This is a genomic window from Rhabdothermincola sediminis (assembly GCF_014805525.1).
Classification (GTDB): Bacteria; Actinomycetota; Acidimicrobiia; order Acidimicrobiales; family Acidimicrobilacustridaceae; genus Rhabdothermincola; species Rhabdothermincola sediminis.
In genome coordinates this window covers 85,380-100,142 of sequence record NZ_JACFSZ010000004.1, presented here as the reverse complement: position 1 = coordinate 100,142, position 14,763 = coordinate 85,380, and the positions used below count along the sequence as shown (strand labels likewise).

14 protein-coding genes are annotated in these 14,763 nt (G+C 70.5%); 3 read left to right on the top strand and 11 right to left on the bottom strand.

What is annotated here, in order from left to right; all coding sequences use genetic code 11:
- The first annotated feature begins 61 nt into the window (after positions 1-61).
- Positions 62-2,389, top strand: coding sequence for a DEAD/DEAH box helicase (gene sftH, locus HZF19_RS04555; protein WP_208027568.1), 2,328 nt, complete (start codon positions 62-64; stop codon positions 2,387-2,389).
- A gap of 38 nt (positions 2,390-2,427) precedes the next feature.
- On the opposite strand, the gene HZF19_RS04550 is transcribed toward sftH, so the two are convergent.
- From HZF19_RS04550 to HZF19_RS04520, 7 genes are all read right to left on the bottom strand, one after another.
- Positions 2,428-2,625, bottom strand: a complete 198-nt coding sequence (locus tag HZF19_RS04550) for a hypothetical protein (protein ID WP_208027567.1) — start codon at positions 2,623-2,625, stop codon at positions 2,428-2,430.
- 121 nt (positions 2,626-2,746) lie between these two features.
- Complete coding sequence (locus tag HZF19_RS04545; RefSeq protein WP_208027566.1) at positions 2,747-3,130, bottom strand: TadE/TadG family type IV pilus assembly protein; 384 nt, start codon at positions 3,128-3,130, stop codon at positions 2,747-2,749.
- Positions 3,127-3,330: a DUF4244 domain-containing protein gene (locus HZF19_RS04540; protein WP_208027565.1), complete on the bottom strand. Its 204-nt coding sequence runs from the start codon at positions 3,328-3,330 to the stop codon at positions 3,127-3,129. Before HZF19_RS04540 ends, HZF19_RS04545 begins: the two co-directional genes overlap by 4 nt.
- Before the next feature lie 85 nt (positions 3,331-3,415).
- The gene (locus tag HZF19_RS04535) at positions 3,416-4,219 is read right to left on the bottom strand and encodes a type II secretion system F family protein (RefSeq protein WP_208027564.1); all 804 of its coding nucleotides are present in this window, start codon (positions 4,217-4,219) and stop codon (positions 3,416-3,418) included.
- Entirely contained in the window at positions 4,216-4,974 is a 759-nt protein-coding gene (locus tag HZF19_RS04530; protein ID WP_208027563.1) for a type II secretion system F family protein, read from the bottom strand. The genes HZF19_RS04535 and HZF19_RS04530 overlap by 4 nt, the downstream gene beginning before the upstream one ends.
- Complete coding sequence (locus HZF19_RS04525) at positions 4,971-6,140, bottom strand: TadA family conjugal transfer-associated ATPase (protein ID WP_208027562.1); 1,170 nt, start codon at positions 6,138-6,140, stop codon at positions 4,971-4,973. The genes HZF19_RS04530 and HZF19_RS04525 overlap by 4 nt, the downstream gene beginning before the upstream one ends.
- Positions 6,137-6,787: a CpaE/TadZ family protein gene (locus HZF19_RS04520; protein ID WP_208027561.1), complete on the bottom strand. Its 651-nt coding sequence runs from the start codon at positions 6,785-6,787 to the stop codon at positions 6,137-6,139. Before HZF19_RS04520 ends, HZF19_RS04525 begins: the two co-directional genes overlap by 4 nt.
- Positions 6,788-6,943: 156 nt before the next feature.
- Here HZF19_RS04520 and HZF19_RS04515 point away from each other — a divergent pair, with 156 nt between their 5' ends.
- On the top strand, positions 6,944-7,873 hold the full coding sequence (locus tag HZF19_RS04515) for an HAD family hydrolase (RefSeq protein WP_235979340.1): 930 nt from the start codon (positions 6,944-6,946) through the stop codon (positions 7,871-7,873).
- 84 nt (positions 7,874-7,957) lie between these two features.
- Here the strand turns inward: HZF19_RS04515 and HZF19_RS04510 are convergent, their stop codons facing one another.
- The 4 genes from HZF19_RS04510 to HZF19_RS04495 form a co-directional block, all read right to left on the bottom strand.
- Positions 7,958-8,896, bottom strand: a complete 939-nt coding sequence (locus tag HZF19_RS04510; RefSeq protein WP_208027560.1) for a sigma-70 family RNA polymerase sigma factor — start codon at positions 8,894-8,896, stop codon at positions 7,958-7,960.
- A 302-nt stretch (positions 8,897-9,198) separates the two neighbouring features.
- Complete coding sequence (locus HZF19_RS04505) at positions 9,199-9,423, bottom strand: hypothetical protein (RefSeq protein WP_208027559.1); 225 nt, start codon at positions 9,421-9,423, stop codon at positions 9,199-9,201.
- A gap of 149 nt (positions 9,424-9,572) precedes the next feature.
- Complete coding sequence (locus HZF19_RS04500) at positions 9,573-10,229, bottom strand: hypothetical protein (RefSeq protein WP_208027558.1); 657 nt, start codon at positions 10,227-10,229, stop codon at positions 9,573-9,575.
- A 71-nt stretch (positions 10,230-10,300) separates the two neighbouring features.
- Complete coding sequence (locus tag HZF19_RS04495) at positions 10,301-11,986, bottom strand: NAD+ synthase (protein ID WP_208027557.1); 1,686 nt, start codon at positions 11,984-11,986, stop codon at positions 10,301-10,303.
- Between the two features lie 45 nt (positions 11,987-12,031).
- Here HZF19_RS04495 and HZF19_RS04490 point away from each other — a divergent pair, with 45 nt between their 5' ends.
- Entirely contained in the window at positions 12,032-14,743 is a 2,712-nt protein-coding gene (locus tag HZF19_RS04490) for a bifunctional [glutamine synthetase] adenylyltransferase/[glutamine synthetase]-adenylyl-L-tyrosine phosphorylase (protein ID WP_208027556.1), read from the top strand.
- Positions 14,744-14,763 lie beyond the last annotated feature (20 nt).

The window sequence follows — 14,763 nt, the reverse complement described above, 5'->3', positions numbered from 1 at the left end:
CGGTGGGTGCCTGATCCTGCACCTCTGTAATTACGTCGATGCGACTCGTATCATCCGTGGGGTGGCCTTCGCCCTGGCGGCCGACAGCGGGCCGCACGTTGCCTCCTCACAGGCCCTGGAAGCGTTCCTCGCGGTCATCGGTTCCGACCCGCGCCTGGTGCACGTCGAACGGCAGCCGGCCCGCCCGGCTCGCCTGGGCTCGCTCCCCGATCCGCTGCCTCGGGAGATCTGGGAGCGGCTCGGCGTGGATGCCCTCTGGAGCCATCAGGCACAGGCGATCGCGCTGATCCGCGCCGGCAGGTCGGTGGCCATCGCCACGGGAACCGCCTCCGGCAAGTCCTTGTGCTTCCAGGCGCCCATCGCCGAGGCGGTCAGCGATCGCAGCAGACCGGGAACCGCCCTGCTGCTGTACCCCACCAAGGCGCTGGCGCAGGACCAACTCCGGGCCCTCACCCGGCTCGCTGTCCCACCGATGGTGGCGGGAGCCTACGACGGCGACACCTCTCCGCAGGCCCGCTCCTGGGTCCGCGCCCACGCCAACGTGGTGCTGACGAACCCCGAGATGCTCCACGTCGGTGTCCTCCCGCACCATGCCCGGTGGGCGACGTTCCTGATGCGGCTCCGCTACGTCGTGGTCGACGAGTTGCACACCATGCGGGGCATCTTCGGGACGCACGTCGCCCACCTGCTCCGCCGACTCCGCCGGCTGTGCGCCCACTACGGCTCCGATCCGACCTTCGTGTTCACGTCGGCGACGATCGGCACACCCGAGCGACTGGCGACCGAGCTGTGCGGCAAACACGTCACCGCGGTGACCGACGACGGCTCGCCCCGCGGCGAGCGGATCTTCGTACTGTGGGACCCTGCCGGCGGGATCGCGAGACCGGGACCGGGGGACCGACACGGTCCCCCGCCATCCGCCAACCGGGAGACCGCCCGGCTCACCGCGCAGCTCGTGTCGTCGGGGGTGCGCACCATCGCCTTCTGCCGGAGTCGCAAAGCCACCGAGATCGTGGCCGCCGACATCCGTCGCCACCTGCCAGCAGATCTCGCCCACACCGTGCGGCCGTACCGGGGTGGCTACCTGGCCGCAGAGCGCCGAGAGATCGAGGCCCTCCTGTCCCAGGGCGAGCTGCGCGGCGTGGTGGCAACCAGCGCGCTGGAACTGGGCATCGACATCGGTGGCCTCGATGCCTGCGTGCTCGACGGGTTCCCCGGCACCATCGCCTCGATGTGGCAGCAGGCCGGCCGCGCCGGTCGGGGTGCGTCGACGGCCGTCACCGTGCTGGTGGCAGGGGAGGATCAGCTCGACCGATGGATCATGTCGCACCCGGAAGACGTCTTCACCCGACCGCCGGAGCCCGCGGTCATCAACCGCTCGAACCCCTACGTCTTCCTCCCCCATCTCGCCTGCTCGGCCTACGAGCTCCCGCTCCGCCCGACGGACGAACGGTGGTGGCCCGATCAGCTCGACGACGGTGTTCGGCAGCTGGTCCTCGACGACCGGTTGAAGCTCCGTCCTCGACGAGGCCCGGGACCGGCGGAGCCGGCGGCGTACTGGGCCGGCACCGGGTGGCCCGCCCACGGGGTGGGGCTACGCAACGGTGGAACCGGCGAGCTGTGCATCGCGCGCCCCGATGGCACGGTCGTGGGAACGGTCGAGACGGCACGCGCCGTGCACCTCGTACACCCCGGCGCCATCTACCTCCACCAGGGGGCGGCCTACCAGGTCCACAGCCTCGACCTCGAGGATCGGGTCGCGATCGTGGAGCCCGCAGAGTGCGGCGAGTACACCCAGCCGCGCACCGAGACCGAGCTGGCTGTGCTGGCCGCCGACGACGGCCGACGGATCGGTCGCAGCGGTTTGGGATTGGGGATGGTGCGCGTCCGCTCGAGGGTCGTGGGCTACAAGCGCTTCGACGCGTTCACGGGGGAGCTTTTAGGTCAAGAGGATCTCGACCTTCCACCGACGCAGCTGATCACCAGGGCCTTCTGGTACGTGGTCGGCCTCGACGTGCTCGATGATGCGGCGATCCCGCCTGCCCGGATGCCAGGGACGTTGCACGCCGTGGAGCACGCGGCGATCGGCGTCATGCCGTTGTTCGCCATCTGCGACCGCTGGGACGTCGGAGGCGTCTCCACCCCGCTGCTCCCCGAGACCGGTGCGCCGACCATCGTTATCTACGACGGTCACCCCGGCGGCGCCGGCATCGCCGAGCTGGGGTTCCGGGCGGCCGACCGGCACCTCGCGGCGACGCTCGAGATCATCGAGTCCTGCCGCTGCACCGACGGCTGCCCCTCGTGCGTGCAGTCGCCGAAGTGTGGCAACGGCAACGAGCCACTCGACAAGGCGGGGGCGGTCGCGCTATTGCGAGCCGTGCTGGGTTGAGCGGCCAGTGAGCCCGTCCGGTCCCGGGCACCACGCGATCAGGCGGAGACGCTGTTCCCGGCGCGCGTGCCGGCGATCTCGTCCATGCGCACCGTCCAGCCATCGACCACGACCACACCATCGGCGAGGCTGATCTCCTCGACCGGTCCACTGATGGTCTTACCCGAACGCAAGACGATCGTGGCCGAGCCGCTCGTGCTCTTGGCCAACTGCAACTGCTCCGTGATCGTCGCCATGGAACCTGCCTCCGCACTCCTCTTAGCGGGCCGCCAACCCGTCGCATCGCCCCCGACATGCTAGGCCGCGGGCTGGCGGCGAGCGGGTGGCCGCTGAGTAGCCAACCCCGAGACAACCCGGTCACGGCGACCCTTCGATGCGCATCGCCGTGGTCGCGGCGAGCTGCAGGTCAGGGACCAGCCGGCCGACCACCGGCACATCGGTGGGCTCATGGAACCGCACCTCGACGTCGACCCGGTCGCCGACCACCCGGATGTCGACGTCGAGCCGGCTCGGGTCGAGCCCACCGGCCCGCTCGGCACCCCGGCGGGCGGCCGCCAGCCGGTCGACATCGGTGACCGCGGCGCTGCGGGCCCCCTCACGAGCCGCGTGGACGACCAGCACCTGCCGGTACCCCACCACCACGACCTGTGCCACCGCGAGCGCCAACACCGCGACGAGGGGGAGGAGCAGCGCCAGCTCGACCGTCGCCTGGCCCAGCTCCCCCCTCCTCGGGTGGCTCACGTGACGCGCCCCACGATCTGGTCGAGCACGAAGTCGAGCAGCTTGCCGACGCGGTTGGTCTTGGTGGCCCACCCGACCAGCAGCAAGGCAACCGCTGCCGCCCCGAGCAACACGAGGGCGTACTCGGCGGTGGTCTGACCTTCGTCGCTCCGTCGCGGACCGACGAGCATCACCTGGAACCGAACGAACAACTGGAGCATGGGAACTCTCCCTTCTTCCGATCCGGGCCTGGGCCCGGTCCGACCAGAGGGCACGCTGGTCGGCGTGCCGAGCGACCCGCCGCGGTCAGAACGACAGCGAGCGCAGGGTCCCCGCCAACAGGGGCACCACGGTGAGGAGCCCGAACGCAGGGAGGATGCACAGCACCAGGGGGAAGAGGAGCTGGACGGGCAGGCGGCGGGCGCGCTCCTGGGCAGCCCGGCGACGGATGTCGCGCGCTTCCGCGGCGACCCCTCTCAGCGGCTCTGCCAGACGGGAACCGTCCCGCACGGACGACACCAGCGCGAGGTGCAAGGGCAGCACGGGATCACCGAGCATCCGGAGCACATCCAGCGCATCAGCCAGCGGGACGCCGAGTCGCATCAGGCGCACGACCTCCGCGAGCGCGGTCCGGTACAGGCCGTCGACACGGTCGCTCACCGCACTCACGGCATGGCCCACCGTCAGCCCGGCACCGGCAGCGAGCCGGAACAGGTCGACCACGTCGGGGAGCCCGTCGACGACCTCACGCTCGCGCCGCCGCTGCTCGTAGCGCGCACGCAACAGCGGAACCGCCCAGGCCGCGGATCCGGCGATGAGCCCTGCCAACGGATGGACGAAGGCAGCGACTCCGCCGGCCAGCACCGCGGCGCCGAGGCGACGGGCAGCAACCTCGTCGTCCCGTCGGCCCGCCAGTCGCCTCAGCGTCGCACCCAGAGAGGTGGTTGCGCTCGCCCACCACCCGGCTGCGCTCGCCACCGCCCTCCTCTCTCGCCGAGCCCACCGGGGTCGTAGCTCCCGAACCCGTGCCGGTCGCCGAGCGGGCACCACACCACGGAGCACCAGCGCAACGATGCAACCCACCAGCAACGCGACGGCCGCAGCGCTCATGCTGACGCGCTCCGGACGAGCCGAGCCATCCACCACCCGCCCGCGGCCTCGAGGGTCAGTCCGCTCACCAGGCACAGCAACCCGAGGGGTGATCCGACGAGGAAGGCGGCGACACGCCCGTCGGTCGCTGCTCCCACCGCGGCGAACGCCGCGGGAGCGACGGCCATCACCACCGCCGACGCCCTCGCCTGGGAGGCGAGCGCTCGTGCCTCGCGACTGGCCGCGAGGCGGTCACGGAGCGTCGCGCTGATGCCGTCGAGCAGCATGCCCGGCGGTCCACCGAGCTCAGCGACGAGGGACAGCGCGCGGCAGGCCAGCTGCCGGGCCTCGCTCGGGGAATCACCGCGGAGACGATCGATCGACTCCGCCACGGTTCGCCCTTCCGAGAGGTCACGGGCGAGGACGGCCGCGTCCGAACCGAGGGGTGTGTCCCGAACGGCTCGAGCGGCGAGGCCCAGCCCCTGGCCGAGCGAGGCGCCCGAGCGAACGGCGCGAGCCGCGGCCTCGATCCAGTCGGGGAGCGCCCGGTCAGCTGCGGTGAGCCGGCGCCGCCGGCCCGCCCGCGAGACGAGTGACGCAACGAGCATTCCCCACCAGGCGACGAGCCCGCCGGAGGGGCGACCCCGGAGCCCTGCCTCGTCGAGCCGCCCCAACGCTCGCGCCCGAGCGATGCCCCGAACGGCCCCCTCGATCGTGACCACGGGCAGCACCACCGAACCGGCAGCGAGCACCCCCGCCACCACCGCGGCGCTCACGCTCCCACCCAGCCCGGATCGGGCGGTGGCACATCGCCACGCGCCGGCCGGCGTGGCAGCGCCTCGAGGCGCCCGGATCGCATGAGGGCCCTGGTGCCGATCGTGCCGTCGGTCGCCGGTCTCGGGGCGAGCTCGTCGAGCGCGACCACGGCCCGGCGGCCACCTGGCCGGCGGGCCACCTGCACGACGAGGTCGAGGGCCGAGGTGATCTGCTCGCGAACCGCTGCGAGCGGGAGCGCCACATCGCTCATCAACACCAGGGTCTCGACCCGCCGGACGGCGTCGGCGGGGCTGTTGGCATGGCACGTCGAAAGCGAGCCGTCGTGGCCCGTGTTCATGGCCTGCAACATGTCGAGCGCCTCCCCGCCGCGAATCTCCCCCACCACCAGGCGATCAGGGCGCATGCGCAACGCGCTGCGAACCAGGTCCCGGATGCGCACCTCACCGACACCCTCGGCATTCGCTGGACGGGACTCGAGACGAACCACGTGCGGGCCAGGCAGACGGAGCTCCGCCGCGTCCTCGACCGTGATCACCCGTTCCGCGGGTGCCACGTACGCAGCCAGCGCGTTGAGGAGGGTGGTCTTGCCCGCTCCTGCACCCCCCGCGACCAGGATGTTCAGCCGAGCACCGACGGCCCACCGGAGCAGGCTCGCCACACCCGGGCCGCAGACCTCGTGCAGCTCGATCCTGCGGGCGCCGAAGCGCCTGATGGTGAGGCACGGCCCATCCACCGCCAGCGGTCGGATGATGGCGTGCACCCGGGAACCGTCGGCGAGGCGGGCGTCGGCCACCGGGTTCGATCGGTCGACGTGCAAGCCCAGCGGTGACACCACCCGCTCGATCAACAGCAGCACCGTCGGTTCATCGAGTCGCAGCCCGGTGTCGAGCAGTTCACCGTGACGCTCGACCCAGACCGCGCCGCCGCCGTTGACCATCACCTCGGAGATGCCCGGATCGGCCAGGAGGGGCTCGAGCGGTCCGAGCCCCCGGATGCGCGCTTCAACCCGCTCGACCGCCTGCTCGAGCACCCGACCCGGCAGCAGCGGGGCAGCAGCACGAGCCAGCGCCCGCAGCTCACCCCGATGGGCGCTCGTGAGATCCCGGCCGTGATCCGCGAGCAGACGGCCGTGCACGACGTCATCGACGTCATCGACGGCCTTCATGCCGCGTGCCTCAATGCCCGCTCGAGTCCGCGGGGCAAGCGGCTCGCCAGCAAGCCGGCGTCGACGGCTCTTGCCACCACAGGGTCGTAGGGCACCCTCGCCACCACGGGCACACCGAGGACTTCCTCGACGTCCGCGGCGGACAGCGCCCTGCCCGGCTCGTCGACCACCACCAGCGCGGACGGCTGGAGGGGTGAGGCCACAGCACGACGCAAGGCCAGGTAGCAGGGTCGGGTCACCAGGAGCGAATGGACCGATGACGCGGCCAACACGCGGGTGACTTCCAGATCGAGCCGACCGCAGTCGACCACGACGGCACGGCGATCCGCAGCGAGCACGGCCGCGAGCACCTCCGCTCGATCAGGGCGGCCGAGCGGGCCGTCGCCACGGGCGATCAGGGCCAAGCCAGGGGCGATGCCGTGCTGGATACGGGCCAGACCGTCTGCGGGGACCTCGGAGCCGGCGGCCAGCCAGTCGGCCAGCCCGGGACCATCCGGCTCGGGAACGCCGAGCACCGCGGGTGCGTCACCGCGAGTATCTACGAACAGGACACCGTCGGGCCGGTGGCGGGCCAGCACCAGCGCGAGCGATACCGCCACCACCGTCGTACCCGAGCCGCCCTTGGCGGACCAACAGGACACGAACATCTCGACCCTCCCCGAGACGCGAGCACAGACGCCAGCAGGGGGGGAAGAGCGCTCTCCACCTTATCGACAGCGGGTGTGGCGGACAAGGGTCCGAGAGGTGACGAACGACATCGCGGAACCTCGGTGCCCAACGCGACGGCCGGGGGCTGCGACCCTATGCTCGCCCCGGTGGAGGCGGCGTTCTTCGACCTGGACAAGACCGTCATCGCGAAGGCGTCGATGGTGGCCTTCGGCCCGCCGCTGCTCCGAGCGGGCATGATCTCCCGTTTGCTCCTGGCCCGTGCGCTCTGGAGTCAGCTGGTGTTCCAGACCCTCGGTGCAGACGAAGAGCGCATGCGCAAGTTCCGGGAATCGGCCCTTCGGATCACCAAGGGTTGGGATCAGGCTCGAGTCAGCGCCCTGGTGCGCGAGACGCTCGCCGATGTCATCGAGCCGATCGTCTACGACGAAGCGCTCGCGCTCATTGGGGAACATCGGGCGGCCGGTCGGAGGGTCTTCATCGTGTCGGCCTCACCGGAGGAGATCGTGGCACCGCTCGCGGTGTACCTGGGCGTGGACGAGGCGATCGCGAGCCGGGCCCGGCTCGACGAGCACGGGCGGTACACCGGCGACGTCGAGTTCTACTCCTACGGTCCGTACAAGGCCGAAGCCATGCGCCGGATCGCAGAGCTTGAGGGCATCGACCTCGAGCGCAGCTTCGCCTACTCGGACTCCATCACCGATCTCCCGATGCTCGAAGCCGTCGGCCACCCCGTCGCGGTGAACCCGGACCGGGAGCTAGCCCGCGTCGCGCGGCAGCGCGGCTGGGAGGTGCGGCAGTTCCGGATCGGGGTTCCGCTTCGCGAACGAGTGCCCATGCCCCCGCCGCGCATCGCCGTGGTGGTCGTGGGCTCGACCCTCACCGCGGCCGCAGTGGCCAGCGGCGTGTGGTGGCTGCTACGGCGACGCCCAGCGCCTCCCCCGCCCACCGGGGCGGCCCGGGTGCGAGCCGGAGCCGAGCGTGCGCTCGCGCCGCTGCTCGCCCGGAGGCTCAGGACTCCTGGAGCTTCTTCACCGCGAAAGCGGCGAGCGCGACCACGACGATGAGGACGAGCAGCTTCTTCATGGCCTCAGCTTAGGGTCTGCGTCGAGTCCGTGCAGCGGCCAGACGCGCCTCGCATCCGGCTGCGCTTAGACCGCGAGCAGGTCGCGCGCACCGGTGTCGCTCGAGGGGTGGCGCAACTTCGACATGGCCCGGGCTTCGATCTGGCGGATGCGCTCGCGGGTCAGGTTGAAGTGCTCGCCGACCTCTTCGAGCGTACGAGGCTCGCCGCGATCGAGCCCGAACCGGAGCTTGAGGATCTCACGCTCGCGCTCGTCGAGCGGGCTCAGCAGGCGGGTGATCTCCTCCGGCAGCAAGGCGGTCGCGGCAACCTCGAAGGGCGACTCCGCGGATCGGTCTTCGACCACGTCGCCCAGCTCCGCATCGCCGTCTTCACGCAGCGGCTCGGAAAGCGAGAGCGGCTCGGCAGCGAAACGCAGCGCCTCGGTGACCTTGTCCTCGGGCATCTCGACCTCGGCCGACAGCTCCGCCAGCGTGGCCGGCCGCCCGAGCTTGAGCTCGAGGCGAGCACGTGCCTTCTGGAGACGAGCCAAGGTGTCGCCTGCGTGCACGGGCAGCCGGATGGTCCGACCGGTGTTCGCGATGCCGCGGGTGATCGCCTGGCGGATCCACCACGTGGCGTACGTGGAGAACTTGAAGCCCTTCCGCCAGTCGAACTTCTCGACCGCGTGCATCAGGCCGAGGTTGCCCTCCTGGATCAGATCGAGGAGGGGCAAGCCAGAGGCCTGGTACTTCTTGGCGATCGAGACGACGAGGCGGAGGTTGGACTGCACGAACGTGCGCTCGGCCTCCTCGCCCTCGCGCAAGAGGCGGCGCAGCTCGCGCTTGCGGGCCGGGGTGAGGTCCTTGCCGCCGGCCTCGAGATCGGCCCGGGCGGCGTTGCCGGCCTCGATGGCCTGTGCCAAGCGAACCTCGTCGTCCTTGGTGAGCAACGGGTACTGACCGATGTCAGTGAGGTAGAGCCGGACGAGGTCTTCTTCGTCGCGCTCCACACGCTCTTTGGGCAACGTGCACCTCTCGTTCAGCGGCCACTGGCCGGGCGGGCAGACCTGACTGACCTGGCCGGACGGTCCGTGGCAAGCGATATGTCTGACGCCGTGCCCGGTCCGGGGCTCTCCCTACGATACCGAGGTGGTCAAGAGGCCCAACCCGACTCGGCGTGCCGGTCTCTACCTAGGTTCGGTCAGGTTTCCAGGGTCTTGAGCCTTCAAGGGCGCTTTTTCACCAGGAGAGACCACCATCACCATCCAGTTTCGGGCACCCTCCGGTGGCTGCGTTGCGGGCGGAGAGACCGACGACCGGAGGGAGGTCAGGCCCCGACGACGGGGCGGAGCGCCTCGTCGGAGCAGCGCTCGATGTCTCCCCAGGCCAGGCCGCCTGACTGCCACAGGTGCTCGAAGGCCCGATCGACCTCGTCGCTGAAGCCATGCCGAGTACGGAACGCGTAGAGCCAGCGCTGGCGTTGCGCCGGACGACCAAGCCGCTCGAGGTGGCCCGCGGCGTTCACATCCGAGACGACACGGCCGTTTCTCACGGGCCCGGCGCTCCACGATGGAGCGGATCTCACCCGCATCGAACGACACCATCGTGAACCGCTCCGGGGAGACGACGACCGCAGTTCGACGATGTCGCTGCGCACGAATCGGCGCTCACGAGCGAGCTCCTGAGCAGGCAAGTGCTTCTTCACGACGTGACCTCCTCCGTGGGCTCGACCGAGCCGATCGACCCCGGGCCGGCGATCCCCCCGGCGCCGAGCAGCAGCGTCTGCAGTCTCGCCTGGTGCGCAGCCGCGCGCTCCACCTCGGTCGGGGTCTCGATGAGCGACTGCAGCAACATCTCACCGTCACGCCAGTCTTCGAACTCGTCCTGCAGGACGAACTTGAGCGAGCGGATGGTGGGCGCGTCGGTGATGGTCGAGGTGTTGTTCAGATGGAAGGTGTACGCAGCGATCTTGGCGGGGATCAGCACCCGGTACACACCGACCAGCTTCTCGATGGTCTCGCCCGGCGCTTCCGGCTCACTCATCGCGTCCACGAATGCCACCAACTCGTCGTTGGGCGGCACGGTCAGGCGGTCCGGGTTCATCTCGCGCAGCTCGGGCAGCCGCTTGTGCCAGAGCTCCGCGTGCCACGCATGGTGGTAGCAGTGGGTGCCGAGGCGCAGCTTCACGTCGAGTTCGGGAACCGTGGCCACCCAGCCGCCCAACACCTCGAACAGCCGCATCTCGATCCACTTGTAGTGGCCGATTCGCTTGGCCGACTCCTCGACGCCGAACAGGCCCGGAAGCTCCCGCCGATCCCATGGTGCGAATGCCGCCCTCGGTTTGTCCGGATCGGCCACACGTCCCCCTTGTGTGAGTCCGAGCGTTCGGCTGGCTACGACCGCTGCTCGAAGCGAGTGTACTGATCCGATCAGCCGCGGTACCCGTTGGTGATCGGCAGGCGGCGGTCCTTCCCGAACGCCTTGGTGGTGACCCGTACCCCCGGTGGCGCCTGGCGACGCTTGTACTCGGCGAGGTCGACGAGCCGGACGACCCGACGGACGAGCTGCGGGTCGAACCCGAGCTCGATCAGCTCGCCGGCCGTGCGGTCGTGCTCGATGTAGGCCTCGAGGATCGGATCGAGCTGGTCGTACGGCGGCAGGCTGTCGGTGTCGAGCTGGTCCGGCCGCAACTCGGCCGACGGCGGCTTGTCGATCACCGTCTGAGGGATGATCTCCCGGCCGGCTCGACGGTTCAGGTCGCGGCAGAGCTCGAACACCCAGGTCTTGGGGACGTCCTTGATGACCGCGAACCCACCGGCCATGTCGCCATACAGCGTGGCGTACCCCACCGCCATCTCGCTCTTGTTGCCCGTCGTGAGGACCAACCACCCGAACTTGTTGGACAGAGCCATCAGAAGGGTGCCACGGATCCGAGGCTGGATGTTCTCCTCGGTGGTGTCCGCCGGTCGTTCACCGAACGATGGGGCGAGCATCTGGAGGAAGGCCTCGAACGCCGGCTCGATGACGATGGTGCGGTGCTCGATGCCGAGGTTGGCGCAGAGCTGCTCGGCGTCGCTGATCGAGTGGGCGGAGGAGTAGCGCGACGGCATGAGCACACCGTGCACCCGATCGGCGCCGAGCGCGTCCACCGCCACCGCGGCGACAAGCGACGAGTCGATGCCCCCTGACAGGCCGAGCACCACCTCGCGGAAACCGTTCTTGCGGACGTAGTCCCGGGTGCCGGCCACCAGCGCCCCGTAGACCTCCGCCCACCGTTCGAGCGGCTCGGCCGGCACCGCGACCAGCACCGGACCGGTGGCGGCGGATTCCCGAGTGACCATCTCGATCGGCAGCGCCGCCTCCGACCATGGCCGGCTCGGTACCTCGAGATCAGTGATGAACAGCTCCTCCGTGTACTGGCCGGCCCGGGTGACGACATCCCCGTCGTTGGTCACGACGAAGGACGCACCGTCGAAGACCAGCTCGTCCTGGCCACCGACCATGTTCACGTAGACGATGGGGCAGTCGGCCTCATCAGCCCGAGCCGCGAGCATCTCCTCCCGCTGGCGCACCTTGCCAGCGTGGTAGGGCGAACCGTTCACGTTGACGATCAGCTCCGCGCCGCCACGGCTGAGCTGCGCGATCGGCCCGCCCGGCGCCCACGCGTCCTCGCAGATCGACACCCCCACCCGCACCCCGCCGATCTCGTAGAGCTGGAGCGGCTCACGACCCTCCTCGAAGTAGCGCTGCTCGTCGAACACCGCGTAGTTGGGTAGGCGCCGCTTGCGGTACACGCCCCGGATCCGGCCGCCTGCACAAACGGCGACCGCGTTGTAGAGGCCCTCCGGGTCACGGTCGACGAAACCGATCACCGCTGCGCAGCGCCCGACCCGGCGCACGATGCGGTGGAGGGCTTCGAGGTTGTCCTCCACGAAGCCCGGCTTCAGCAGGAGGTCCTCCGGTGGGTAGCCCGTGAGCGCCAGCTCGGGGAAGGCGACCAGGTCGCACCCGTCGGTCTCGGCCGCCTGGATCCACTCGGCGATCCGCTCGGCGTTGCCATCGAGGTCACCGACCACGACGTTGAGCTGAGCGCAGGCGATGCGGACCCGTCGCATGAGCAGCCAGGCTACCGGTGGCCTCTGCCGCCTAGCCTGGCCCCGGTGTCGCGCACGCCAGCGTCGAAGCCGGGACGGATCGGCCATGTGGGGTTCGACGACGAGATCGAGCGGTCGGCCGCGCCCGCGTTCGTGCGAGCTGCGCTCGAGCGCATGGTGGAGGCTGACCCCGACCTTCTCGACCGGCTGTGCGAGGACGACCGGATGCGCCGCTCACTGCTGGCGGTGGTGGCCGCCAGTCGCTCACTGACCAGGCTCCTCGAAGGGCACCCTGACGCACGGGAGCTCCTCGCCGATCTCGACGCCCGACCTCCGGTCGACAACGCCACCGTCGAGCACCTCGTCCACTGGAAGCAGCTCGAGTACCTGCGCATCGCCGCTCGCGACCTCACCGGACTCGACGATCTGGAAGCGACCGGCCAAGCACTGACGCGGCTGGCGGCCGATGTGCTCGAGTCGGCGTGCCTGATGAGCGTCGCCGAAGGGTTGGCCGTCATCGGCATGGGCAAGCTCGGCGGCCAGGAACTCAACTACTCGAGCGACATCGACGTTGTCTTCGTGAGCGAGGGCCGCCGCGAGGACATCGAGCCGTTGGCCCGCCAGGTCATGGGCATCGCCAAGCAGTGCTTCCGGGTCGACGCCAACCTCCGTCCCGAGGGGCGTGACGGCCCGCTCGTGCGCAGCATCGACTCCTACGAGGCCTACTGGGACCGGTGGGCCGAGCCGTGGGAGTTCCAGGCACTGCTCAAGGCCGTGCCGGTGGCCGGCGACGCGGCCCTGGGCCGACGCTGGCACGACACCGCGCAACGATGGCTGTGGTCACGCCCCTTCAGCGCCGACGACCTGCGCTCGCTGCGGACCATGAAGCGGCGCGCCGAGGCTGAGGTCACCAAGCGAGGGCTGGCCGATCGGGAGATCAAGCGCGGCCCGGGCGGCATCCGTGACATCGAGTTCACCGTGCAGCTCCTCCAACTGGTCCACGGCCATACGGACCCCTCGCTTCGCTCACCCAACACCCTCGCCACGCTCCGCGAGCTGGCCGCGGCGGACTACATCGGCGACGACGACGCCAACCTGCTCGGGCAGTCGTACCGCTTCTACCGGGCGGTCGAGCACCGCCTGCAGCTCGTCGACGATCAGCAGGTCCACACCCTTCCCACCAACGAGGCTGCGGTGGACCAGCTCGCCCGGGTCCTGGGGTACCGGGACTCGGTGGAGGGGACCGCCGTCGAGCGGCTCCGTTCGGATCTCCGCCGGCGCCAGGTCACCGTCCGCTCGATCCACGAACGCATCTACTTCCGACCCCTGCTCGAGGCGTTCGCGGGCGCCACCGAAGCGATGAGCCCCGAGGCCGCGGTGGAGCGGCTCACGGCGTTCGGCTTCACCGACGCGAAGCGCACCCAGGCCGCGGTGCGCGAGTTGACCCGTGGCCTCAACCGCTCGAGCCGGCTCATGCAGCAGCTCCTCCCGTTGCTGCTCGACTGGCTCTCGACCTCGCCCGACCCCGACCTCGGGCTGCTCGTGCTGCGGAACCTATTCGGCACCGCCGAGCGCACACGCCTGCTGGTCGAAGCATTCCGCGACTCGGCCGAGGTGGCGCAGCGCCTCTGCACCCTGGTGGGCACGAGCCGGCTGCTCGGCGACACCATCGCCCACAACCCCGACCTGGTGGCCCGGCTGCCCTACGAGGAACGGCTCCTAACGCTTCCCCGCGACCAGCTGGTGGCGAGTGCGCGCGCCGCGATCGCCTGGCGGGGCGACCTCGCAGATCGGCAGGAAGCGCTCCGGCGCTGGAAGGATCGCCACCTGCTCGGCATCGCGGCCCGCGACATCTTCGGGCACGCGTCGCTCGAGACGGTGGGTGAGGATCTGACCCGGCTCGCGGAGGCGACCCTCGAAGCCGCCCTCGCCAGCCTCGACCCCCAGGTGCCGTTCGCGGTGATCGGTATGGGCCGGTTCGGAGGGACGGAGCTCTCGTACCCGAGCGATCTCGACGTGCTGTTCGTCTACGAGGGCACGTCGACGACCGCGACCGAAGAGGCGAGCCGGGTCGCCACCCGGATGGTGCGCTTCGTCGGTGGCTCCACCCCCGCCGAGCGCATCTTCGAGGTCGACGCCGACCTCCGACCCGAGGGCAAGCAAGGGCCCCTCGCTCGCAGCTTCGACGGCTTCCTGTCCTATTGGCGTGACTACGCGCAGACCTGGGAACGGCAGGCGATGGTCCGGGCCCGACCCGTCGCCGGCGATCTCGACCTCGCCGAGCGACTGCTCGGCGCGCTGGAGCCGCGGGTGTGGGGCACCGGCCTCACACCCGACGAGGTGCTGGAGATCCGCCGCATGAAGGCTCGGGTGGAGAACGAACGGATCCCGCCGGGTGAAGACCCGCTGTTCCACCTCAAGCTCGGCCGAGGGTCGCTGTCGGACGTGGAGTTCACCGCCCAGATGCTCCAGCTTCGCTCCGGCGTACGCGCCACGGGCACCCTGCCCGCCCTCGCCGCTCTCGAACGAGCCGACGTGCTCGACGGCTCCGACGCCGACGTGCTGGCCGAGGCGTACCGCTACTGCGGCGAGGTGCGCAACCGCTGGTTCCTGGTGAACAGCGCGCCGAGCAACTCGCTGCCCACCCAGCCGGAGCCGTTGCGCTGGCTGGCCCGCTCACTCGACACCACCCCGACCGAGCTGCGTGAGCGCTACCGGCGGGTGACCCGGCGAGCTCGCCGGGTCGTGGAGCGGGTGTTCTACGGGCAGCAGGGGTGACCGCGCCGTCTCAGGCGTAG

Coding starts and splice junctions, on each gene's coding strand:
- HZF19_RS04515 (WP_235979340.1), top strand. CDS start 6,944: ATGCTCGCCCCGGTGGAGGCGGCGTTCTTCGACCTGGACAAGACCGTC.
- HZF19_RS04495 (WP_208027557.1), bottom strand. CDS start 11,986: ATGCGACGGGTCCGCATCGCCTGCGCTCAGCTCAACGTCGTGGTCGGT.
- HZF19_RS04520 (WP_208027561.1), bottom strand. CDS start 6,787: ATGTTCGTGTCCTGTTGGTCCGCCAAGGGCGGCTCGGGTACGACGGTG.
- HZF19_RS04550 (WP_208027567.1), bottom strand. CDS start 2,625: ATGGCGACGATCACGGAGCAGTTGCAGTTGGCCAAGAGCACGAGCGGC.
- HZF19_RS04540 (WP_208027565.1), bottom strand. CDS start 3,330: ATGCTCCAGTTGTTCGTTCGGTTCCAGGTGATGCTCGTCGGTCCGCGA.
- HZF19_RS04525 (WP_208027562.1), bottom strand. CDS start 6,140: ATGAAGGCCGTCGATGACGTCGATGACGTCGTGCACGGCCGTCTGCTC.
- HZF19_RS04535 (WP_208027564.1), bottom strand. CDS start 4,219: ATGAGCGCTGCGGCCGTCGCGTTGCTGGTGGGTTGCATCGTTGCGCTG.